Raw genomic sequence first — 23,506 nt, 5'->3', positions numbered from 1 at the left:
GAAATGAAAAACGAGCTAGATCCGACCAAAGTATTGCAAGCCTATGAGTGTGTGATGAATAACGGCACACCGACTGAATTTGGCAAGATATATGAGGGGGTCGAAGCCTTCTCAGACTATGACGGCTATAACGTTTATTTGCGTGGTAATGGCGTTGAACTAAAGGTTGGGTTCCACAATACCTACCATCTAGACTACGATCAGGAGCACCTTAAAGAGAGCTTTCTGAAGAAACTTTCGCTGCTCGCCAAATAGGCTCTAACTGGGTATTCCAAACAAAAAGCCCCGTACTTGATGGCGGGGCTTTGTTTGGTGTTCGCTTTAATAGCTAAACAACCAGTAACTACATACCTGCAGACATGTGCATGCCGTAAAACACGCCACGACCAATCAGTTCAGACACCACGATCAATGCAAATGCAATCGCCATTGGCGCAGCGGTAATCGGTGTGCGGCGCACGACTGGCAATAACCATAGCGCGATACCCGCTGATAGCAGCGCTAAGCGAGTGGTTTGTAGCGAGCTGTAATCTGGCACAACGGATAGCGCTGCAGCAACGCTAGTTTCAATCGCACCTAGGTGCGCGGTCAATTGCATTACCAAAATCGCCACGGCAAACAGACCAATCAAGCCCATCACCGGCAGTACTTTATCCGCCGCTGAGTTGTCATGATTTGCAACAGACAGTAGCAACTGCGCTAGAGCCGTACCGCTGACTAGCATGGTAACAACAAACGCTGCTGGTGTGAGTGATGTGTACCAAGTTGGTACGGTATCAATCATGTACACCATTGCCATTGCGTACATAAACACAATGCCAACCACCATTGCACCAATCATCAGCGCTTTACGAATCGCTTCGCTGCCTTTGTCTAGTACAGACAGTAGCCAGAACAGGCCACCTAGTGCGAAGAATACGCTGCCTGATGCGATTTCATTCGATAGCCAAGAGCTGCCCACCATGTTTAACGCATTCATTGCGCGCAGTGGGCTACCCAAGTGCATGATAGAAGCAAGGAAACCTAAGCCCATCACAGCCCAAAGACCAAACATCGCTTTGTGCAGACGCTCTTCAGCACCGGTTGAAAGCTGCTTAGTTAAAAGCATCGTCGCTAATACTAAAAACGCACCTACAGAGGTTTGTGCCAATACCGTGAAAACGATAAGCGGCCATTCATGCCATGCCATATTACACCTCCTTCGGGTTAGCCAAGAAGCCTGTGGTGTCTCCACAAGGACGTGCATGGCGGTTTGGTTTAATGACGATATTTGGTTGAGTCAGTGACGCTGGCGGTAGCGGCGCCACTTCTGCATTGGTGCCGTATTTCGCGCGTAGCTCATCGATAGGACCAAACTCCAATGCACGCAGTGGACAAGAATCCACGCATACTGGGTTCAAACCTTCAGCGACACGCTCGTAACAGCCATCACACTTGGTCATATGACCTTTTTCTTTGTTGTACTGAGGAGCGCCGTAAGGACACGCCATTGAGCAGTACTGACAACCGATACACTTATCGGTGTCAACCACCACAAAGCCGTCTTCACGCTTGTGCATTGCACCACTTGGGCACACTTTAGTACACGCCGGGTTACTACAATGGTTACACGCAACCGACACATAGTAAGAGAACACATCTTGGCGCCAAGTGCCGTTGTCTTCCACCCAGTTACCACCGGCGTATTCGTACACACGACGGTAGTTACGACCTACATCTAGGTCTTTGTTGTCTTTACAAGAAAGCTGACACGTTTTACAACCGGTACACTTGCTTGAATCAATATAAAAGCCGTATTGTTTCATGGTTTAACCTTATGCCTTCTTCACCAGTTGAACTTCTACTAAGTTGGTATGCTGAGGGTTACCCTTAGCCAGCGGACTTGGACGATGAGTCGTCAACACGTTAATACAGCCGCCTTTATCCACCTTGTTCTTATCTGGTGCGTACCATGCACCCTCGCCTAGCGCGACGACACCTGGCATCATACGTGGCGTCACTTTCGCTGGGATATGCACTTCACCGCGCTCATTAAAGATACGGATCAAATCACCATTTTCGATTCCACGCTGCTGAGCATCCAATGGGTTAATCCACATTTCTTGGCGCGCGGCTTCTTTGATGATGTCTACGTTACCGTAGGTTGAGTGACAACGTGCCTTATAGTGGAAACCGGTCAATTGCAGTGGGAATTGATCACGCTTCTTCGAGTCCCAACCGTCAAAGGTCGACACATAGATTGGTAGCGGGTGAATCACTTCATCTTCTTGCAGTTCCCAAGTCGCCGCGATGTTCGCTAGACGTTCTGAGTAGATCTCAATCTTGCCAGAAGGCGTACCCAATGGGTTGTTTTCTGGATCTTCACGGAAGGCTTTGTAAGCCACGTAGTGACCGTTTGGATCGCGACGCTTGTAGATACCAAGCTTGCGCATGGTTTCAAAATCAGGCAACGTAGGATCTTGCTCGCGAGTCAATGCGTAAAGGTGACGTAGCCAACCTTCTTGATCGCGACCTTCGGTAAACTGCTCACCCACACCCATGCGTTTCGAAATCTCAGAACAGATCTCGTAGATACCTTTCGCTTCAAACTGCGGCTCAATCGCTTTATCAGCGAAGATAAAGTAAGGCATGTTCGCTGCTTTTGTATCCATACAGAAGTCAGCTTGCTCTGATGTAGTTAAGTCAGGCAGTACGATATCAGCGTATTTCGCCGATGAAGTCATGTGGTTATCAATCACCACAATTAACTCACACGCTTTGTCATCTTGCAGGATTTCATGCGTCTTGTTGATATCAGAGTGCTGGTTGATGATGCAGTTACCCGCGTAGTTCCAAATCATCTTGATTGGCACGCTCAACTGCTCAACGCCACGGATACCATCGCGTGTTGCCGTCATTTCAGGACCGCGCACGATAGCATCTGTCCATAAGAACATCGGAATCGACGCTTTCACTGGGTTCTTTAAGGTTGGGAAACGCACAAATGGGATGTTGTAATCCGATTCACGAGCACCAGTACCACCACCATTGATACCTACGTTACCTGTGAGTAGTGCAAGCATAGCGATGGCACGTGCCGCAATTTCACCGTTCGCAGTACGCTGTAGACCCCAGCCTTGCAATACTGCACAAGGTTTGGTTGAGCCAATCTCACGCGCTGTTTTGATGATGGTATCTACTGGAATACCGGTGATTTGCGCAGCCCACTCAGGCGTCTTCGCAATACCATCAGGACCTTGACCTAGAATGTACGACTTGTAATCGCTTTTCGCTGGCGCTGACGCTGGTAGCGTTTTCTCATCGTAACCAACACAGTATTTATCTAAGAAAGGCTGGTCGACTAGGTCTTCCGTGATCATCACGTAAGCCATCGCCGCGATAAATGCCGCATCGGTACCAGGACGAATTGGAATCCACTCATCTTCACGACCACCTGCCGTGTCCGTGTAACGAGGGTCAATCATGATCATGCGAGCTTTTGAGCGCTCTTTAGATTCCATCAAATGGTGAATAAGACCGCCACCTGACATACGCGTTTCTGCAGGGTTGTTACCGAACTGAACGATAAGCTTAGTGTTCTCAAGATCTGAGAATGAGTTGCCGTAAGCCCAACCGCCACCATAAGTGTAATCAAGACCTACTGTAATTTGCGCCGTAGAATAATCACCGTAGTGGTTTAAGTAACCACCGCTTAGGTTCATCATACGCGCGATTAGTGAGCTACCTGGAGGCCAAGACTTCGTTACTGTGCCACCAAGCGTACCTGTACCGTAGTTGAGGTAGATTGCTTCGTTTCCGTGCTCTTTGATGATGCGCTTCATATTATTAGCGATTTCATCGTACGCTTCTTCCCAACTGATGCGTTTGAATTTACCTTCACCACGCTTACCTACGCGCTTCATTGGGTACTTCAAACGGTCTGGGTTATAAACGCGACGGCGCATTGAGCGGCCACGTAGACATGCGCGCACTTGGTGGTTACCGTACACATCGTCACCGGTGTTATCGGTTTCCACCCACTTAATTTCGCCATCAACAACATGCATACGCAGTGGACAACGGCTACCGCAGTTTACGGTACACGCACTCCAAACTACTTTTTCTTCGATCGCTTCATTAGTGGCAGCAGCAACAGGGCTTGACTTAAAAGGGAGTGAAATTGCGCTGGCCGTCGCAGCCAGTCCACCGACGGCTGTCGAAGACTTGATAAAATCACGTCTCGTAAAGCCACCGGTCATTAATGCTTTCAGTGTATTTTTCATAGGACAACTTCTCATTGGTTGTGAGAAAAGACTCTGTGGTCTTTTGCAGCCCCTCTTTTACCCCTTAAGTAGTAAGGTTAATATTGCGCTCAATCAACATTTTTTCCGTGCTACTCAAAATCTCACCCATCCAGTTTCATAAATGAGATCTTGGTCATATTTTTGAACTAGTTAACATAATTTGAAATATTTAATCGAAATAGTTCGCATTATTAAATGAGCACTATTGCATTTGATTTTTGACTAAACGCATTTATTTCAGATTTTGAAGCGGGTATGCTCGGCAAAAACCTAACGCAGTTTTATTTATGCCATACGAAATTACGCTTTTTCGCCTATTAGGCGGTCTATTTTACTACTCTCCTCACTCTGAAGATGGTCAAAACATCTTAAATGCATTTGCGACACAAGATGACGAGTTATTAACAAATCTTGCTAAACTCGCGAAGGACGTTGCCAGTGACACACTAGAAGCCGACTACTTCAATTTGTTGCAAGGTAGCGGTGATATGCCTTGCCCACCATGGGGGTCGGTATACTTAGATAAAGAGAATGCGCTATTTGGTTCTTCAACCATTGAGTATCGTGAATTTACCCGCCAACTCGGTATGGAATGCGATACGGGTTTGCGTGAACCAGAAGATCATATCGGCTTAATGCTCATGCTAGTCTCATTGCTACTTGAGCAAGATAAGCGTGCAGAAGCGAACCAACTGATTAGCCAGCACCTAATGCCATTCGCGCCAATCATGCTCACTGGCGTGCAGAAACACGCCGACACGGAATTTTATCGCCAACTGGCTGCATTCACTTTTGCTTGGCTCAATTTCTACTGCGAAGAACAGCAATTGCAAAGCGCAGAACGCCGCAATTATTGGCAAGAGGCAGAGTAATGAAACCAGACAGTATCGAACTAGCTATTGAGCTTAATGAAATGAACAGCAGTCGCCGTGGTTTCTTTCGTGCTGTCTCACGAGGCGTGACACAATCGATTGAAGAACCGCAGGCGGTGATTAACGCTTCTCGCCCTCTCGGAGCGGTTGAAGAAGAGTTATTTAACCGCCTATGTAATCAATGTGGTGATTGTGTCACCGCATGCCCGCAAGGCGTGCTAAGCATGCAGGCAAATGGTCCAATCATGGATCTCAGCCTCAATCACTGCGACTTTTGTACTGAATGTATTGCAGTTTGTCCTACTCAAGCATTGAATATGCTAAACACGACAGATACCGGTTGGCGACCAACATTCAGCCAAAGCTGCAATGCTCGTCTGTTTGGTAATTGCCAAGAGTGTGTCGATGATTGCCCTAAACAAGCGCTGACACTGCTAGATAACGACACACCAACACTTAACGATAATTGTAATGGTTGTGGCGAGTGTCTTGCCAGTTGCTATATTGGCGCGATCACCCTAATCGAAAAACGCTAGGTCAGCATTTTTACTTGGCTTGGATTCGGCTAACTAGCAACAATTAGATAAGAAAAAGCCACCGCAAATGCGGTGGCTTCTCTTTTTCCGTCTGTCCCGATAAGGTTTATTGCTCTACTTTGACTCTAAAAAAGAGAGCATAAAATAACGGAATGACCACCAGAGTGAGGATGGTTGCGAATAGCAAACCAAACATAATAGTTACCGCCATGCTCTTAAAGAACGGGTCAATAAGTAGCGGAGCCACACCTAAGATGGTAGTCAATGCCCCCAGTAAAACTGGGCGCGCACGGCTAGTCGCCGCATCGATAATCGCAAAGTACGGCAGTTTACCTTGCGCTATCTCAACATCGGCTTGATCCACTAGCACGATGGCGTTTTTCACCATCATACCTATCAAGCTGAGGAAGCCTAAAATTGCCATAAACTCAAATGGCGTTTGGAATACAATCAAGCCAACGGTCACGCCAATCACTGCTAGTGGTGCTGTTAACCAAATCACTAACGGCTGGCGAATCGCGTTAAACATAAAGATCACCGACAAAATCATCGCCGCAAAACCGTATGGCGCAGAGATCACTAGACCTTCATTGGCATCCTTAGATGCCTTGTATTCACCGTACCAAGTCAGCTCATAACCTGGTGGCAACTCAATCGCCTCAATCTTGTCACGCACGCCATTAAAGGCATCCGCTGTCAGCACGCCAGGTGCCGGGTCAGCTTGTACCAAAATCGTTGGCATGCGGTCGATACGACGTAAAATCGCGTCTTGCCATACCACATCAACGGAATCGACTAATTGACTCACAGGAATGAAACCACCTGCAGTTCCGCTGTACACTTCGGTGTTTTCCACCGCACGCTGATGATCACGCTCGTTTTCTGGCGCTCGCACAACGATTGGGATCAAATCATCACCCTCGCGGTATACACCAACATTACGACCAGACAGCGTTTGTGCAATGGCTTGGTTAATCTCTTGTGTGGTTAAACCAAAGCGCTGCGCTTTTTCAGCTGAGTAAACTGGACGTAATACTGGCACTTGTTGACGCCAATCATCTTGAATCGCGATCAGGTTACTGTCAGCGTGCATAATCGCTTTGGCTTGCTCAGATAACTGACGTAACACTTGGCTATCAGGACCTTTAAAGCCGGCTTCAATCTTCTTACCGCCACCGCGACCTAGCATAAATTTCCATACTTTGATCGACGCTTCTGGGTATTTCACTGACAACTCGTCTTGCAGTTCGACCAATAATGGCGCGATTTTCTTGTAGTCATCAATATCAATCAACAACTGACCGTAGCTGGTGTTGCGCGCTTCTGGTGCGTAAGTCAGCATAAAGCGTAAACCGCCACCACCAATAAAACTGGTGATGTTGGTGATGCCATCTTTGGCTTTTACGTCTTTCTCAATCGCCGCGATATAACGCTCAGTACGGCTGATATCAGAGCCTTGCGGCAAGTAGACATCGACAACAAACTGCGGACGCTGAGAATCTGGCATAAAGCCTGGTGGCACATAACGCAGACCATAAATGGCCGCAACCATCAAACCAAGGATCGCCATTAAGCTGATGATGCGATTACGCAGTACCCAAGCAAGCAACGCTTTGTACATGGTCATCATACGACCCGGCTTAATCTCGCCTTTGGTCGCTTTCACTTTCAGGAAGTCAAAGCAGAGCATTGGCGTCACGGTCACCGCAAACACCCAGCTTAAGAACATTGAGTAGAGGATTACCCAAAATAGCGAGCCGGCGTATTCACCCATATCCGAAGGGGACAGACCAATCGCACTGAAAGCAAAGATACCTACAACCGTACCACCTAGTAGCGGCCACTTAGTTGCATCCACCACTTCAGAAACTATCGTTTCTTTATCTTCGTCTGGGTTTTGCTGCAAGCGGACCAAAATACCATCTGTCACTACGATAGCGTTGTCCACCAGCATGCCGAGCGCAATAATCAGAGCACCCAGCGAGATACGCTGCATAGCAATATCTTCAATGAACATGATGCACAAGGTGCCAGCAACGGTTAGCAACAACACAAAACCGATGATCACCCCAGAGCGTACGCCCATAAACATCAATAGCACGATAAATACGATCGCCACTGCGGCAATCAAGTTATCGATAAAGTTCGCCACCGATGCGCGTACTGAATCCGACTGAATTGAAATTTCATGCAGATCCATACCCAGTGGACGCTGAGCATCTAATTCGGCTAAACGCGCTTTAACCGCATCGCCCATCTCAACCACGTTACCACCGGTCACGTTTGAGATACCAAAACCAACTGCGCGTTGACCGTTATAACGCATCAACATGCTCGCAGGTTCTTGATAACCACGTGTTACGTTAGCAATATCGCCAAGACGCATGACTTGGTTGTCTTGCCCTACACCAATTTGCAGGTTACGTAAGTCATCAAATGAACGAATGTTCGAGCTTGGGATCACCGGTATACGCATATCTCGCGTATCGATTGAGCCCGCAACTGTGACTACGTTTTGCTTTTGTAGTACTTGGAAAACTTGTTGTGCAGAGACACCAAAGCTTGCCAAACGCTCACTCGAAATCTCGACAAAAATTGTCTCTTGTTGCTCGGCCAAAGTGGCAGTCTTTGCGACCCCCGGCACCAACACCAATTCGCGGCGCAACGTATCAACGTAATCTTGCAACTGCTTATCGGTAAAACCTTCGCCGGTCACGGCATAAAACAGCGCGTATACATCAGCGAAGTCATCATTGACAATTGATGGACCAGCCCCTGGAGGCAATTGGCGCTGCGCATCGGAGACTTTGCGGCGTAGCTTATCCCATACCTGCTGCAGATCCGCTGAACTCTTGGCAAATTCAAGCTTGATCTCTACCGTTACCTCGGACATGCCCTGCTTAGAAACCGACTTCACTTCCTTGAGTTCTTGCAGCGATTGCACTGCCCCCTCAATCACATCGGTCACTTCATCAGACACTTCTTGCGCTGTCGCACCCGCATAAGGCGTGTTGATCACCGCCTGACGAATAACAAATTCAGGGTCCTCAAATCGACCCAATTTTAGATAGCTGATGTAGCCACCGAGCAAAATTAGCGCAATCAATACCCAAACGCTGGTGCGCTTGGCAATCGTATAACGAGCTAAGTTCATTATTGAGCTCCGTTGTTACCGTTAGCCATAGGACGGATTTCCATACCATCTTGCAAACTCGACATACCGGCAATCACTACCTGCTCGCCCGCTTTTAAGTTGTCTTTGATCACTACGCGATCGCGACTTAACGCCCCGACATCGACGTAACGTTTCTCGACTTTATTGCCTGCGCCGACAACCCATACATATTGTTTACCTTGGTTGTCAGGGATAACCGCAATAATTGGCAGCGTAATGGTCGTCGCGAGCGCTTGATCTTCTACTTCCGCAGGAATTACTTTTGCCGTCATACCCGGCAACACTCGATAGCCGTCAAGGTTCTCAAAGCCAAGTACAACCGCATAGGTTTGGCTGACAGGATCCGCCTGAGTCGCATAGGTTCTTAACTTAAGATCAAACAGATGGTTAGGAATGGCGCTCACTTCAGCTTTGGCTTCTGTTCCCGCAACAGACGACAACATCACGCTATCAGGGATGTAAATCACCACTTCTAGATCATCAAGATCATGCAAAATAAACACCGGCGCATTAGCTTGAACTTGGACAAAATTATCAACAAAGCGGCGACCAATAATGCCATCAAACGGTGCTTTAATTTCGGTGTAATCTAGCTGACGCTGAGCTTCATCACGGCGGTTTTTGGCTAGATTGTAACGAGTGGTAATTTCATCAAGTTGGCTTTTCGAGATCGCTTTGCTCTTCTCGTAAATCGCCTTGGCGCGCTGATATTCCACTTCAACGTTAGATAGCTCAAGCTTTGCTGATGCCAAAGCCGTTTGGGCATCACGCGAGTCTAAACGCGCCAATACTTGACCTTTAATCACACGATCACCTTCATTAACCAGTAACTCAGTGATCAAACCGCCAACACGAAATGACAAATCTGCTCGCTCCGCTGCACGCACGACACCATTAAAACTGAGGCTATCACTACGGCTGGCTGAAACGATTTCTGTTAATGCAGGTTTTACCACAGGTGCTGTCTCAGCAGGTGCTTTCACCTCTTCGCCACAGCCAACGAGTGATAAGCTCATAACAGATAAACCAATCGCCAAAGCGATTTTATTCAAAGCAACTTTTGTAGATAATTTGTGCGCCTTTTTCACAGCAATCTCCAGTTGGGAAAATATTGACTCGCCGTATTCGCGAGCAGAAAAAGTAAACTCATAAGTATAATTTGGATTTTATTTCAGCTCACCGAAAAAGTAAACTCATAAGTTTACCTACCTCGAAAGAGTTGTTACAATAATGCTAGAAGAAATTAGGAGTATCACCATGACACGCTCGGAACAAAAGCGACTAGCGATTATTGAAGCCGCTAAACAAGAGTTCATCGAAAATGGCTTTCTAGCAGCAAATATGAACAACATTTGTACGGCAGCTGAAGTATCTAAGCGCACTTTGTATCGACATTTTGAAAGTAAAGAACTGTTATTCGAAGCGGTGTTGGCGGAAATTCAGCAAAACAGTATTCGTAATCGTGATTATCCTTTCGATGCAAACTTGCCGTTAGAAGAGCAACTCAAACGCGTTACTTACCTAGAAATCGATGTCATGTACAAAATTTACGGCATCGCACTCTCAAGAACGATTGTCATGGAGTTTTTCCGCCAACCTGAGTTGGCAAAAAATATGACGCAGAAAATCTACCGTACGCGCGCAGTGAGCCATTGGTTTGAACAAGCTTTAGCCGCTAATAAGCTCAAAGCACCTGATGTAAATACCATCACCAATGTCTATGTCAGCATATTCCAAGGGCTACTGTTCTGGCCGCAAGTGCTTGATTTGCTTCCTCAGCCTGAAGGCGCGTTACTGGAAGAAAAAGTCGATACTATAGTGAACACGGTACTGCGCGCATTTGCTCCCTAGCCTAACAAATAGAAAAACACCAGTTACCCGCAAGCAACTGGTGTTGTTTTATCAGACTAGTTTCGATTATTTAGACCGTGGCGTTAGTTCTTGCACCAAATAACCACTTGTATGGTTGCAGGCGGTCATACGCCATATTAAACCCTGTTGCGTAGAAGAAGAAAAACACTAAGAACCCAGCCTCTAACAACAGCGCACCCCAGATTGAAATCTGTAAAAACCAGGCGATGGTCGGCACACTCAAAAAAATCAAACCGCCTTCAAAGCCAAACGTATGACCGATACGCATCTTTAAAGAACGCTTGCTGCGATCGCTACCGAACCAACGATCAAATAAGACGTTATAGATGTAGTTCCAAACTACCGTAAATAAGCTCAAACCCACACCAACAATGGCTAAGTCACCGGTCGCTTTTCCTGTTATCAGCGCAGTCGCCGGAATAATGATAGCCAATGCAACGGCTTCAAATGTAATAGCGTGGAAGATGCGTTCTTTGGTTTGCATGATGTAACTCTCAAGTAATCTGTTTCCGATATGGTTATTTTTATCTACAATGAAGATGGATAAAAGTTAGATACTATCGGTAAAAGAGATATGTTTAGTATTGAACAGCTAGAAGCTTTTGTAGCGACCGTCGAACAAGGTTCATTTTCAGCAGCTGCGCGACACTTACGTAAAGTACAATCAGCTGTTAGCCAGCACGTCATCAATCTCGAGATTGACTTTGGTGTTGAACTATTTGACCGCTCCGGGCGCTATCCAACCCTGACTCAAGAGGGGCAAAAATTATTACCCTACGCTAAAGCCTCCTTAGTACAGCATCGTCGCTTGATCCATTGTGCTAATCAGCTAGAGCAAACCTCCTTTCAAGATATTACGTTAGCGATAGATGAAGGCATTCCAACCATTCATCTGTCACAAGCATTAAAAGATGTCTCACTCCGCTTCCCTAGCCTGCGCTTTGAATGTCTTGCTGCTTCGAGTATCGATATCCGTCAATTGATCATCGACCAACGAGCCACCATGGGCATTATGTTCAGTGAAGCGTCTTTGGATGATAATGTTGATTTTGAAGGATTAGGCGGAATTGAATTTGATGTTTTTGTCGCCATCGATCATCCTTTAGCCGAAGAAACGCTACCACATTTAGATATGCTCAGACTGCATCGACAAATCGTGATACGTTCCAAAACCAGTGAGATGAGTAGCTTCCAGCAAGCGTACAGCCCTGATGTTTGGTTTGCCGATAATTATTATATGTTGTTGGAACTGGTTGCCAGTGGCTTTGGTTGGGGTATGCTGCCTAAACATTTAGCGCAAAGTGAAGTCGCGAGAAACCGACTAGTACGCTTACGCGCTCAGTTTGAAAACTTATCTTGGCATGCCAACATTGATGTCATCCAACATCAAAGCGTCAGTAATTGCCCGGCACATAAGTATTTACGCCAAAGACTTAGAGAATTACGCAACTCTAGCGAGTCGTACTGACCTTAATTGAAAGGAGTTCTGCATGAAAAGAATTGGAATCATCGGCGGAGGTTGGTTGGGGCTACCTTTGAGCCAACTACTTGCCAACCTTGGCCATGCCGTTGTGGTAAGTAAAACAACTCAAGCAGGGGTGGAACAAACCCAGACTGATGAAGTGCCTGCGGTATTGGTCGATTTAGCTCAAGGCGAGTCACACACCGTATCAGCCTTGTCTGCTTTTGCGCCGCAAGTTGTTATTGGCTGTTTTCCTCCTGGATTTCGCCGCGGCAATGGCGATGAATACGCGCTGTACTGGCAAACCTTGATAACGGCAGCCAAGCAACTTAATGTCGAGAAAATCGTTATGGTTAGCTCGACCACCGTTTATCCTAACCGTGCAGAGACGATGTCTGAAGAGATGGCAAGCTTGTCTCTCGCCTTAGCAAACGAAGAATTTTCCACAAACGCACAGATCATGTTACGCGCGGAACAAAGCCTAATTGACAGTGGTGTCGACTACGCCATCGTACGCTGTAGCGGCCTAATTGGTCCCAATCGCCACCCGGCACGTTTTGTCGCTCATTTAAAACAAGTCAGTGATCAAGCCCCTGCGAATATGATTCACTTATCTGATGCTATCGGCGCTGTAAGCTATGCAGCGCTGCACCTTGATAAGCACGTTGTTAACGCTACAACGCCAAACACCACCAATAAAGCCGAGTTCTACCAAACAGCAATTGAGCGAAGTGGTGCTGAACTCACGCTGCCCAAAATCGTCCACAACGCAGATAAACACATCAGCGCAGATAAACTAGTGGCACTTGGCTACAAATTCCACTTCCAACATACACTCGAAATCATCTAATGAGGTAAATGTGAAACTCTACCAACACATCGACACCCTTTGGAACTACATGCAGCTTAATCACCCGCTTGAACCTGCCGACTGTATTTTGGTGCTTGGCAGTAATGATTCTCGCGTCGCCGAACATGCAGTGAGCTTATATAAACAAGGTTTCGCCGATAAGATCCTATTTTCTGGCGGATTTGGGCGATTAACTGAAGGGGTTTTCGAACATAGCGAAGCGGAGACTTTCGCCGCTATCGCGCGCGATCTTGGTGTACCTACGCAGGCTATTTTGATTGAGAACCAATCGAGCAACAGTGGCGAGAATGTACTTTTCAGCGCTCAACTGTGTGACAAGCTTGGCGTAACCCTTAACCGCGTCATTCTAGTGCAAAAGCCTTACATGGAAAGACGTGCCTATGCGACGTTTATGAAGCAATGGCCACACCCTGTTGAGTACGTTGCAGTGAGCTCAGCGAAACAATCTTTTACCGACTATTTTTGCGAGGAGATTGACCTTTTTACCGTCGTTGAAGCCATGCTTGGCGATTTTGAACGAATCAAGCACTATCCGGCAAAAGGCTTTCAAATCGAACAGCCTATTCCAAGCGACGTTGAGTTTGCCTATCAAGCAATAAAAGCTCAGATGTAAAGATTTCACTGTCACAAAAGCAAAAGCCAGAGCAAATGCTCTGGCTTGGTTTATTGGGTATCGATTAATGAACCGGTTCTGCTTCTTTATCGAATTGGAAGTCGAGTTCATCACCTTTCAACGTCACTTTAACAGTGCCACCATCGACTAGCGAACCAAATAGCAATTCATTCGCGAGAGGTTTCTTCAGTTGCTCTTGGATCACTCGTCCCATTGGACGTGCGCCCATCGCTTTATCGTAACCTTTCACTGCCAGCCATTGACGCGCTTCATCAGACACTTCCATGGATACGCCGCGTGCATCCAGCTGAGCTTGCAGTTCAACAATGAACTTATCAACCACTTGAGCGATAACTTGCTCATCTAGGCTGTTAAACCACATGATGTTATCGAGACGGTTACGGAATTCAGGAGTAAATACCTTCTTAATTTCCGCCATCGCATCTGGGCTGTGATCTTGCTGAACCAGACCAATCGAGCGTTTTTCCGTTTCCTGAACACCAGCGTTGGTGGTCAGAACCAAAATCACGTTACGGAAGTCTGCTTTGCGACCGTTATTATCCGTTAGCGTACCGTTGTCCATCACTTGTAGTAGCAAGTTGAAGATATCAGGGTGCGCTTTCTCGATTTCATCAAGCAGTACCACTGAATGTGGATGTTTGATCACTGCATCAGTGAGTAGACCGCCTTGATCGTAACCAACGTAACCTGGAGGTGCGCCGATCAAACGGCTTACCGAGTGACGCTCACCGTACTCGGACATATCAAAACGCAGCAGTTCAATGCCAAGCAGTTTAGATAGCTGTACCGTTACCTCTGTTTTACCAACACCCGTAGGGCCAGCAAATAGGAATGAACCAACCGGTTTGTTTTCAGCACCTAATCCAGCGCGAGTCAGTTTAATCGCTTCAGTCAGAACATCAATAGCGCCATCTTGCCCAAACACCAGCATCTTCATTTTCTGATCAAGCGTTTGCAGTACTTCTTTGTCAGAAGAAGAAACCGATTTTTCAGGAATACGCGCCATCTTCGCTACCATAGCTTCGATATCCGCCACACCAACGGTTTTCTTACGACGACTGGCTGGCGCAAGACGACTACGTGCACCCGCTTCATCAATCACGTCGATAGCCTTATCAGGTAAATGACGCTCATTGATGTATTTGGCAGAAAGCTCTACTGCAGCACGCAGCGCTTTATTGGTATAACGAACTTCGTGGTGCGCTTCGTATTTTGGTTTAAGACCCATTAGGATCTTAGTGGTGTCATCAATCGATGGTTCAACCACATCGATTTTTTGGAAACGACGAGATAGTGCACGCTCTTTCTCGAAGATATTGCTGTATTCTTGGTAGGTTGTTGAACCAATACAGCGTAACTTGCCACTACTTAACAGTGGTTTGATAAGGTTCGCCGCGTCCACTTGACCACCAGAAGCCGCCCCCGCACCAATAATGGTGTGGATCTCATCGATAAACAGAATCGCGTCTTCTTCTTTTTCGAGCTGCTTCAAAATGGTTTTAAAGCGTTTCTCGAAATCACCACGGTACTTAGTTCCCGCCAATAGCGAACCAATATCAAGCGAGTAAATTACGCTATCTTTGATAATTTCTGGCACTTGTCCTTCAACGATGCGCCATGCTAGCCCTTCAGCAATCGCTGTTTTACCAACGCCAGCTTCACCCACTAACAGCGGGTTATTTTTACGACGACGGCATAACACTTGGATTGTGCGCTCAAGCTCTTTATCGCGACCAATCAGCGGGTCTATCTGACCTTTCTTCGCTACTTGGTTGAGGTTAGTTGCAAAGCTTTCTAAACGCTCTTCGCCGTTAACTTCTTCTGCTGGAGCTTCGTTACTAAATGAATCTGAAGACGGCTCGTCGTTTGAACCAGATGCTTTGGTAATACCATGCGAAATGAAGTTAACAATATCTAAACGGCTAACGTCATTCTTTTTCAATAGGTACGCTGCGTGCGACTCTTGCTCGCTAAAAATAGCTACCAGCACATTTGCGCCAGTCACTTCGCTGCGACCTGACGACTGAACGTGGAATACAGCACGCTGAAGTACTCGCTGGAAACTCAACGTTGGTTGGGTCTCGCGAGTCTCGTCATTTTCAGGAATCAGTGGAGTGGTTTGATCGATAAATACGTCAAGCTCGTTGCGGAGTGCATCAATATCAGCTTGGCAAGCCGCAAGCGCATCTCGCGCTGCGTCGTTTTCGAGTAACGCTAGCAGGAGGTGCTCGACAGTCATAAACTCATGTCTTTTATCTCGTGCACGGGCAAACGCGCCATTGAGACTCGACTCTAACTCTTTATTCAGCATAAGGACCTCCTAAAAGAACAACCTAATTGTAATTGTTCGACCAAGCTTTAAGCTTGTTCCATTGTGCAAAGCAGTGGGTGCTCATTTTCCCTTGAGTACATTGTAACTTGCGCTACTTTGGTTTCTGCCACTTCGGCGGTAAACGTGCCACACACTGCTTTACCTTCGTAGTGGACCTTGAGCATAACTTGTGTTGCTTTGTCGATGTCCATCGAGAAGAAGCGCTCAAGGATTTCAATAACAAAGTCCATCGGTGTGTAATCGTCGTTGTTAAGCACAACGTGATACAGTGATGGCGGTTTTACTTTCGTTTTTTCTAACTCCAGAAGATCTGAGTCCGGAGTCACCCATTCAAAATGCTTGCTCATGATACGTATTGTTTAGATAGTTTCGCTGTTATTTTAACACTTTGCTGTACGGAAAAGATGGATAGATCTCTTAATAAGAGCAAAAAGCACAAGCAGTTAAAAAAGCCCATACTTAGAGACTAAACTAGCAATGGTATCGCTGCAAATAAAACATTTTTTTCTTTTGTCTATCTTACGAATCAACTCGGCAAATTGATTAAAATAACAACAAAAACAGCTCAATTCGCTCAAGTTTTTATGCATTAGCCCTGCAAAATAGTTATTAGATTGTAAAAGTTGCAGCAAGTTTGTATTCAAATATTTGTGATGTAATACCTTTTTACTATTGACTGTGCTCTCTCATTGACTACTCTGGAAATTAAGTGATTGAAATTTCGGCAGCGTCTGAATGGATTTTCACCCGTGTTCTTCCAAAGTTAACGAACACTCCAGGTGTTCAATTTAGCAGCGGTGGATACTTTATATTGGCGTACAGGAGTGCAGCCAATTGGTAAACTAACAACAAATGCATGAGGGATGTATAGCATGGCTACAGGTACAGTAAAATGGTTTAACAACGCCAAAGGATTTGGTTTTATCTGTCCAGAAGGAGAAGACAGTGATGTGTTCGCTCACTACTCTACAATCCAAATGGATGGTTATCGTACTCTGAAAGCTGGCCAACAAGTAATGTTCGAAGTAGAAGAAGGTCCTAAAGGATACCACGCAAGTGTAGTAACTCCGCTGGAAGCACAGCCAGCAAAATAAACGCTGCCGATGTAGAACAAAGAAACCCGCCAACAGGCGGGTTTTTCTGTATTAATACATCAACAAAGGTAAAGGCTTGGGCGAACCCAAGCCTAATACTCTGTTTAGCCGTTGATGATCGCGTTTAATGTTGCGCTTGGACGCATCAGTGGCGCAGCTTTATCAAACTCAGGCGCGTAGTAACCGCCAAGATCACCTTTCACACCCTGTGCATCATTCAATTCAGCAACGATCTTTTCTTCATTCTCGCTAAGAGCTTGAGCAATTGGTGCAAATTGAGCCGCAAGGTCCGCATCTGCTGTTTGTGCAGCCAGTGCTTGTGCCCAATATGTCGCTAAGTAGTAGTGGCTACCACGGTTATCCAATTCACCCACTTTACGTGATGGTGACTTGTTGTTATCTAAAAACTCACCTGTCGCTTTATCTAGCGCATCGGCAAGAACTTGTGCTTTGGCATTACCCGTCACCACACTCAGGTGCTCTAGAGATGCCGCTAGCGCCAAGAACTCACCTAGCGAGTCCCAACGTAGATGGTTCTCTTTTTCCACTTGTTGAACGTGCTTAGGCGCTGAGCCACCCGCGCCCGTTTCAAACAGACCACCGCCATTCATCAGTGGAACGATTGAGAGCATTTTCGCAGAAGTACCTAGCTCAAGAATTGGGAATAGATCGGTTAGGTAGTCACGCAGTACGTTACCAGTCACTGAGATGGTATCTAAACCTTCTTTGATACGCACCAGTGAGTACTGACATGCTTCAAGTGGAGCCAGGATCTTAATCTCTAAACCATCAGTATCATGCTCTGGCAGGTAAGCGTTCACTTTCTTAATCAGCTCAGCATCATGTGCACGCGCTTCATCGAGCCAGAATACCGCTGGAGCACCTGTTGCACGAGAGCGTGTTACCGCAAGCTTGACCCAATCTTGGATCGGTGCGTCTTTCACCTGACACATACGGAAGATATCGCCTTCCTCAACCGCTTGCTCAAGTAGTACGTTATCGTTGGCATCAACCACACGTACAGTGCCTGCTGCTTCTAGAATAAAGGTCTTGTCGTGTGAGCCGTACTCTTCTGCTTTTTGCGCCATTAGGCCAACGTTTGGCACGCTACCCATTGTGGTTGGGTCGAAAGCACCGTTCTCTTTACAGAAATCGATAACCGCTTGGTAGATACCTGCATAGCTACGATCTGGGATCAGCGCTTTAGTATCTTTTTGCTTGCCATCAGGGCCCCACATTTGACCAGATGCACGCAGCATCGCTGGCATAGATGCATCAACAATGATGTCGCTTGGTACGTGTAGGTTGGTGATACCACGGTCTGAATCAACCATTGCTAATGGCGGTTGTGTTGCGTAAACCGCTTGCAGTGCCGCTTCGATTTCTGCTTTTTGCGCTTCTGGCAAGTTAGCAATCTTCGCGTATACATCACCAATACCGTTGTTTACATCAACGCCAAGCTCTGCAAAAAGCTGACCGTATTTAGCAAATACGTCTTTGTAGTAGACCTTAACCGCATGACCGAAGATCACTGGGTCAGACACTTTCATCATGGTTGCTTTCATGTGCAGTGATAGCAACACATCTTGAGATTTAGCCGCTTCGATTTGCTCTTCAAAGAACGCAACCAGTGCTTTCTTGTTCATTACTGAGCTGTCGATGATCTCTTTATCTTGTAGAGCAAATGGTGCTTTAAGCTGTTTTACTGCGCCGTCTTGAGCAACGAATTCGATTTTTACTTCGGTTGCGCCGTTGATAGTGGTCGATTTTTCGCTACCGAAGAAGTCTTTCTCTGTCATGCTCGCCACATGTGAAAGCGAGTCTTTTGACCATGCGCCCATTGAGTGCGGATTTTTCTTCGCATAGTTTTTAACTGAAAGCGGTGCACGACGGTCAGAGTTACCTTCACGTAGCACTGGGTTTACGGCACTACCTTTGATCTTGTCGTACGTTGCCTTGATCGCTTCTTCTTCATAAGTGCGAGGCTCTTCTGGGTAATTAGGTAGGTTATAGCCTTTGGCTTGAAGCTCTTTGATGGCTGCATGAAGCTGTGGTACTGAAGCCGAGATATTTGGAAGTTTGATGATGTTTGCTTCCGGTGTTTTTGCTAGCTCACCAAGCTCAGCAAGTGCGTCACCGATACGTTGTTCTTCTGATAGATGCTCTGGGAAGTTAGCAATAATTCGCCCAGCAAGAGAGATGTCACGAGTATCAACGTCAATACCTGAAGAAGCTGTAAATGATTGAATAATTGGCAATAGAGAGTATGTCGCTAATGCTGGTGCTTCGTCAGTAATGGTATAGATAATTGTCGGTTTTTCGGTAGGCATGAAATTTCCCTATTGTTCAACCAAAGCCTGTCGGATGAATGGCTCTGGGTTTGTGGTCGCTTACAAGTTAATGCTTCATCCCCTCACTTGTCGCGATTTGTCTGTCTCTTTTAATCCTTCTGCTGAGTAAAAGCAGAATCCATGAGAGCTAATCGTTATAATTAAACAAAAGCTAGATAATAGTCTATTATCATGTGCGCCAATCCAGAATTTGGCGCGCAAATAATAGCTTAAACAGCAAATTACTTAAACCGAACAATACATTTTATTTACAAAATTGCAGGGTAGTTAACATGCAGACACGTTCAAGTCGTCCGTCTTCAAAAAATTCCACTCAACGTACGACAAAGCGTTTCAAACAATCAGATAAGTTCGGTAAATCGAAGACCCACTCGTCTTCTCAGCGAAAAAAAACACCTTCGAATAAACCTCGCATTCGACCAGAAGATCGTAAGGTTCTGATCTTTAATAAACCCTTTGACACCTTGACACAATTTACCGATGGTGATGGTCGTAAAACATTGGCGGATTTTATTCCAGTCAAAGATGTCTACGCTGCGGGTCGTCTTGATCGAGATAGCGAAGGCTTATTGGTACTCACCAACGATGGCATCTTGCAAGCAAAACTGACACAACCTCAGTCTAAATCACCAAAGACTTACTGGGTACAAGTGGACGGTGCACCAACCGATGCCGATCTCGACAAACTACGTAAAGGCGTTGAACTCAAAGATGGCATGACGCTCCCTGCGAAAGTTGAGGTTATGGACGAACCACAAGTGTGGGAGCGTAACCCACCCGTGCGTTTTCGCGCCAACATTCCAACCACTTGGCTGGCAATTACAATTATTGAAGGGCGCAACCGTCAAGTGCGCCGTATGACCGCCAACATTGGTTTCCCAACCCTGCGCTTAATTCGTTATTCGATGGGTGATATTGTGCTGGGCGACCTGCAACCAGGTGAGTGGAAAGAGATCTCACTGTAACCGCCCTCGATAGGATAGCGAGGTGCTTCGCTATCCTTGGTTTACTAACAGATGTTACAAATCAGCGCTTGAATCGCTGCAGACACTTCTCTAGGCTTGCACGAAAGAATCGTATCTAAACTACGGTCTTATCGTCATCTTTAATTCATTTCCAAACGGATCACGTGTGTTGTCTCAAACTAGCCGAATTAAACAATTTGCCCTTCTTTTTAGTCTGCTTATTAGCTCACTATTCTCCTATGCCAGCTTTGCACAAAGCACCGGCTGGATAACAGACGCCAAACATCCTCCGGTGAAGTTACGTCTGCTTTTGACAGGAGAGCAGCAAGCGCTACATAAACAAGTGCAAGCAGTCTTGGATGTCCGCCTTGAAGGTGAATGGAAAACCTATTGGCGCAGTCCCGGTGAAGCCGGTATTGCCCCTGAACTAAACTGGACGGATTCAACCAATATTGAAGCTGTCGACTGGCATTGGCCAATCCCCCACTATTTTGAACAGCTGGGGATTATGACCTTGGGCTATAAGCATCAAGTTAGCTTTCCCCTTACTCTGACACTTGAAGATGCCAACCAAGTAGCAAGACTTAAAGGCTCTTTGCGTCTGCCTTCCTGTACCGATATCTGCGTGATCACCGATTATCCTATCGATCTTAGCGTTGACCCTGCGACACTTAAGCTCGACCCTGATGCGATGTTTTTATTTAACCAAGGGATGAGTCTGAGCCCGAAAGCCAATCCAAACGTCACAGTATCAGCGACCTATTGGAACGACGAGCAGCAGCAGTTTGTCGTGCAGCTCAACAACCAGCGTCCTTGGCAAACGCCGCAAGTGTTGGTTGATGGCAAGCAAGTGGAAAAGGAGTTTTTCGCCAAGCCAAGATTAATCATCGAAAATGATAAGGCACTCGACAATCACCAGTTAACCGCGATATTTGATGTTAGCAACTGGAAAGGAGATGTCGATTTAACTGGCAAAGCGCTGGCAATCACTATCTCAGATCACACCTTCGCGACAGAGATCCAAGCCAGTGCTGGCACCCTACCAATCCAATATAGCCAAACCAGCCTAGTTACCATGCTTGGTTTCGCACTCTTGGGTGGTTTATTGCTTAACATTATGCCCTGTGTCTTGCCGGTACTGGGGCTGAAGCTCAATAGCATCGCGCTGCAACAGCAAGCGTCGACAAGTCATATTCGCACTTCTTTTATTGCTTCAGCGCTTGGCATTATCAGCTCTTTTGCGCTGATAGCTGGCGCGTTGAGTTTGCTCAAACTGGGTGGTGAAAGCATTGGCTGGGGCATTCAATTCCAGAGTGTTGAGTTTCTGCTATTAATGCTGATTGTCACGCTATTGTTTGCGCTTAACTTGCTTGGGTTGTTTGAATTTAAACTTCCGGCAGGTTTAAACACTTGGATGGCAAGCCGAGGTGACAGCAGCCATATTGGGCACTTTATTCAAGGCATGTTCGCCACTCTACTCGCGACGCCTTGTAGTGCGCCTTTCTTAGGCACTGCGGTCGCTTACGCGCTCGGCGCAAGTTATCTCGAATTGTGGATTATCTTTATCGCTCTTGGCGTGGGAATGAGTTTGCCTTGGCTGCTGTTTGCTATTGCTCCAAACTTAATGAGATTGATGCCTAAGCCGGGGCTTTGGATGAACCGCATTAAATTGCTATTCGGCTTTATGATGCTGGCAACCTCGATTTGGCTCGTCAGTTTGCTTATGCCATTTATCGGCAAATTCGCGGTACTGATGCTTGGTAGCCTAATCGTGATCCTAACTGTGATATGGCTAGGTCGCGTACATGGTCGAAAACTGCTGATCCCATTGCTCGCTTCATTGACGCTTTTAGCTGGCGGTGGCTTGGTGGTCGGCAGTCTAACGGCTGGTAACTGGGCAACGCCTGTAGTCGATGATTTACCTTGGCAAAAACTGCAAGCAGACAAAATTGAATCACTCACTCGCCAAGGTAAAACCGTGTTTGTTGAAGTAACCGCAGATTGGTGTATTACCTGTAAAGCCAATAAGATTGGCGTAGTGCTGCAAGACCCGGTTTATACCGCACTGCAACAGCCTAATATGGTGTTAATGCTGGGCGATTGGACAACGCCTAACCCTAGCGTGACCGAATATTTGCAAAGTCATGGTCGTTACGGCGTACCGTTCAATATTGTTTATGGTCCAAAAGCAGCGCAAGGTATTCCGCTGCCCGTGATCTTGTCAGAAAAACAGGTAATGGATGCAATTAGCAGAGCGAGTCAACCATGAGCAAGACTAAGAAAAAATCCGGTTGGAAGTATTGGCTAAGAGAGCTGTGCTTTGCGCTAATTATCATCGCCGGCGCGTCTTATGCGATGGACTTTTATCACAGCAGTTCCGCCCCGAAAGGTAAAGCGCCTGAGATCCAAGCGTTCGATATTGATGGCAACCAAATTGATGTGAATGCGCTGAGTAAACACGGCGAACCAGTAATCGTCTATTTCTGGGCGACTTGGTGCGGCGCGTGTAAATGGGTTAGCCCAACTGTGGATTGGTTTGCCAACGATCATCAAGTGGTAACAGTGGCGCTTTCATCCGGCGACGATGAACGCATCCAGTCGTACCTAGACGCAAAGCAGCACCAGTTTACGACAATCAATGATGTAGAGCAGCCGGTGAGTAAAGCTTGGGGCATTAGCGTGACACCGACTATTGCGGTGATTAAAGATGGCGAGATCAAGTATCTCACCGCGGGCATTACTACGCCGTGGGGACTTTGGTTAAGAATGTTGTTCGCTTAACTGCTCTGTTTCAATCTCGATATTCTTCAATTGCAAAGTTTACCTGACCCGTCCTGATATGGGTTGACACTTTTTAGTTAAAACGCTCGGTGTACTTCATCGGGCGTTTTGTATTTTAGCGCTGTATGAGGCCTCATCTGATTATAGATTTCTACTGACTCAGCGACCATTTTTCTTGCTTGAGCTACATCTTTAGGCTTTCGCAAGAGATATTCCATTTTCAAAATGCCGTTCACCCTCTCTGCCAACGCATTCTGGTAGCAGTCATACCCATCCGT

The 23,506-nt window shown here is 46.5% G+C and carries 21 protein-coding genes; 11 read left to right on the top strand and 10 right to left on the bottom strand.

Going from position 1 to position 23,506, the window contains the following annotated elements; genetic code table 11:
- Nucleotides 1–3 precede the first annotated feature (3 nt).
- Nucleotides 4–255 (top strand): DUF3081 domain-containing protein, encoded by a 252-nt coding sequence (locus tag DPF93_RS14720; RefSeq protein WP_114766885.1) that lies wholly within the window; start codon nucleotides 4–6, stop codon nucleotides 253–255.
- Between the two features lie 88 nt (nucleotides 256–343).
- Here the strand turns inward: DPF93_RS14720 and DPF93_RS14715 are convergent, their stop codons facing one another.
- From DPF93_RS14715 to DPF93_RS14705, 3 genes are read right to left on the bottom strand one after another with little or no spacing between them, the layout of a single operon-like run.
- Nucleotides 344–1,189: a DmsC/YnfH family molybdoenzyme membrane anchor subunit gene (locus DPF93_RS14715; RefSeq protein ID WP_114766884.1), complete on the bottom strand. Its 846-nt coding sequence runs from the start codon at nucleotides 1,187–1,189 to the stop codon at nucleotides 344–346.
- A 1-nt stretch (nucleotide 1,190) separates the two neighbouring features.
- Nucleotides 1,191–1,805 carry a DMSO/selenate family reductase complex B subunit gene (locus tag DPF93_RS14710; RefSeq protein ID WP_075648668.1) on the bottom strand — a complete coding sequence of 205 codons (615 nt, stop codon included), beginning with the start codon at nucleotides 1,803–1,805 and terminating at the stop codon, nucleotides 1,191–1,193.
- Nucleotides 1,806–1,814: 9 nt separating this feature from the next.
- The gene (locus tag DPF93_RS14705) at nucleotides 1,815–4,262 is read right to left on the bottom strand and encodes a DmsA/YnfE/YnfF family dimethyl sulfoxide reductase (RefSeq protein WP_114766883.1); all 2,448 of its coding nucleotides are present in this window, start codon (nucleotides 4,260–4,262) and stop codon (nucleotides 1,815–1,817) included.
- A gap of 308 nt (nucleotides 4,263–4,570) precedes the next feature.
- Here DPF93_RS14705 and DPF93_RS14700 point away from each other — a divergent pair, with 308 nt between their 5' ends.
- Nucleotides 4,571–5,155: a molecular chaperone TorD family protein gene (locus DPF93_RS14700; RefSeq protein WP_114766882.1), complete on the top strand. Its 585-nt coding sequence runs from the start codon at nucleotides 4,571–4,573 to the stop codon at nucleotides 5,153–5,155.
- Nucleotides 5,155–5,691, top strand: a complete 537-nt coding sequence (gene napF / locus DPF93_RS14695; RefSeq protein ID WP_114766881.1) for a ferredoxin-type protein NapF — start codon at nucleotides 5,155–5,157, stop codon at nucleotides 5,689–5,691. The genes DPF93_RS14700 and napF overlap by 1 nt, the downstream gene beginning before the upstream one ends.
- A gap of 106 nt (nucleotides 5,692–5,797) precedes the next feature.
- On the opposite strand, the gene DPF93_RS14690 is transcribed toward napF, so the two are convergent.
- Both DPF93_RS14690 and DPF93_RS14685 read right to left on the bottom strand, forming a co-directional pair.
- Nucleotides 5,798–8,845, bottom strand: coding sequence for an efflux RND transporter permease subunit (locus DPF93_RS14690; protein ID WP_114766880.1), 3,048 nt, complete (start codon nucleotides 8,843–8,845; stop codon nucleotides 5,798–5,800).
- On the bottom strand, nucleotides 8,845–9,954 hold the full coding sequence (locus tag DPF93_RS14685; RefSeq protein WP_425275308.1) for an efflux RND transporter periplasmic adaptor subunit: 1,110 nt from the start codon (nucleotides 9,952–9,954) through the stop codon (nucleotides 8,845–8,847). The genes DPF93_RS14690 and DPF93_RS14685 overlap by 1 nt, the downstream gene beginning before the upstream one ends.
- Before the next feature lie 169 nt (nucleotides 9,955–10,123).
- Here DPF93_RS14685 and DPF93_RS14680 point away from each other — a divergent pair, with 169 nt between their 5' ends.
- On the top strand, nucleotides 10,124–10,717 hold the full coding sequence (locus DPF93_RS14680) for a TetR/AcrR family transcriptional regulator (RefSeq protein ID WP_114766879.1): 594 nt from the start codon (nucleotides 10,124–10,126) through the stop codon (nucleotides 10,715–10,717).
- Between the two features lie 70 nt (nucleotides 10,718–10,787).
- Here the strand turns inward: DPF93_RS14680 and DPF93_RS14675 are convergent, their stop codons facing one another.
- Nucleotides 10,788–11,222 (bottom strand): PACE efflux transporter, encoded by a 435-nt coding sequence (locus tag DPF93_RS14675; protein ID WP_114766878.1) that lies wholly within the window; start codon nucleotides 11,220–11,222, stop codon nucleotides 10,788–10,790.
- A gap of 90 nt (nucleotides 11,223–11,312) precedes the next feature.
- Here DPF93_RS14675 and DPF93_RS14670 point away from each other — a divergent pair, with 90 nt between their 5' ends.
- From DPF93_RS14670 to DPF93_RS14660, 3 genes are read left to right on the top strand one after another with little or no spacing between them, the layout of a single operon-like run.
- Nucleotides 11,313–12,206 carry a LysR family transcriptional regulator gene (locus tag DPF93_RS14670; RefSeq protein WP_114766877.1) on the top strand — a complete coding sequence of 298 codons (894 nt, stop codon included), beginning with the start codon at nucleotides 11,313–11,315 and terminating at the stop codon, nucleotides 12,204–12,206.
- A 22-nt stretch (nucleotides 12,207–12,228) separates the two neighbouring features.
- Complete coding sequence (locus DPF93_RS14665) at nucleotides 12,229–13,050, top strand: NAD-dependent epimerase/dehydratase family protein (protein WP_114766876.1); 822 nt, start codon at nucleotides 12,229–12,231, stop codon at nucleotides 13,048–13,050.
- A 49-nt stretch (nucleotides 13,051–13,099) separates the two neighbouring features.
- Nucleotides 13,100–13,684, top strand: coding sequence for a YdcF family protein (locus DPF93_RS14660; RefSeq protein WP_114766962.1), 585 nt, complete (start codon nucleotides 13,100–13,102; stop codon nucleotides 13,682–13,684).
- A gap of 64 nt (nucleotides 13,685–13,748) precedes the next feature.
- Here the strand turns inward: DPF93_RS14660 and clpA are convergent, their stop codons facing one another.
- Nucleotides 13,749–16,016, bottom strand: a complete 2,268-nt coding sequence (gene clpA, locus DPF93_RS14655) for an ATP-dependent Clp protease ATP-binding subunit ClpA (protein ID WP_114766875.1) — start codon at nucleotides 16,014–16,016, stop codon at nucleotides 13,749–13,751.
- A gap of 47 nt (nucleotides 16,017–16,063) precedes the next feature.
- Complete coding sequence (gene clpS / locus DPF93_RS14650; RefSeq protein ID WP_114766874.1) at nucleotides 16,064–16,384, bottom strand: ATP-dependent Clp protease adapter ClpS; 321 nt, start codon at nucleotides 16,382–16,384, stop codon at nucleotides 16,064–16,066.
- Between the two features lie 525 nt (nucleotides 16,385–16,909).
- Between clpS and cspD the strand changes: the two genes are divergently transcribed.
- The gene (gene cspD / locus DPF93_RS14645) at nucleotides 16,910–17,131 is read left to right on the top strand and encodes a cold shock domain-containing protein CspD (RefSeq protein WP_114766873.1); all 222 of its coding nucleotides are present in this window, start codon (nucleotides 16,910–16,912) and stop codon (nucleotides 17,129–17,131) included.
- Between the two features lie 104 nt (nucleotides 17,132–17,235).
- Here cspD and DPF93_RS14640 read toward each other — a convergent pair whose 3' ends face one another.
- Nucleotides 17,236–19,461: an NADP-dependent isocitrate dehydrogenase gene (locus DPF93_RS14640; RefSeq protein WP_114766872.1), complete on the bottom strand. Its 2,226-nt coding sequence runs from the start codon at nucleotides 19,459–19,461 to the stop codon at nucleotides 17,236–17,238.
- A gap of 293 nt (nucleotides 19,462–19,754) precedes the next feature.
- On the opposite strand from DPF93_RS14640, the gene DPF93_RS14635 reads away from it, so the two are divergent.
- From DPF93_RS14635 to DPF93_RS14625, 3 genes are all read left to right on the top strand, one after another.
- Nucleotides 19,755–20,447 carry a pseudouridine synthase gene (locus DPF93_RS14635; RefSeq protein ID WP_114766871.1) on the top strand — a complete coding sequence of 231 codons (693 nt, stop codon included), beginning with the start codon at nucleotides 19,755–19,757 and terminating at the stop codon, nucleotides 20,445–20,447.
- A gap of 187 nt (nucleotides 20,448–20,634) precedes the next feature.
- The gene (locus DPF93_RS14630) at nucleotides 20,635–22,716 is read left to right on the top strand and encodes a protein-disulfide reductase DsbD family protein (RefSeq protein WP_425275310.1); all 2,082 of its coding nucleotides are present in this window, start codon (nucleotides 20,635–20,637) and stop codon (nucleotides 22,714–22,716) included.
- Entirely contained in the window at nucleotides 22,713–23,228 is a 516-nt protein-coding gene (locus tag DPF93_RS14625) for a protein disulfide oxidoreductase (RefSeq protein ID WP_114766870.1), read from the top strand. Before DPF93_RS14630 ends, DPF93_RS14625 begins: the two co-directional genes overlap by 4 nt.
- Nucleotides 23,229–23,305: 77 nt before the next feature.
- Here the strand turns inward: DPF93_RS14625 and DPF93_RS14620 are convergent.
- Nucleotides 23,306–23,506, bottom strand: a 201-nt coding sequence (locus DPF93_RS14620; protein WP_164675373.1) for an integrase core domain-containing protein, incomplete at its 5' end; no start/stop codon positions are given.

This window comes from Vibrio rhodolitus, assembly GCF_003350325.1.
In the GTDB taxonomy this organism is placed as follows: domain Bacteria; phylum Pseudomonadota; class Gammaproteobacteria; order Enterobacterales; family Vibrionaceae; genus Vibrio; species Vibrio rhodolitus.
Note: the sequence above shows the minus strand (reverse complement) of the source record. Positions and strands in the feature narration are given on the sequence as shown.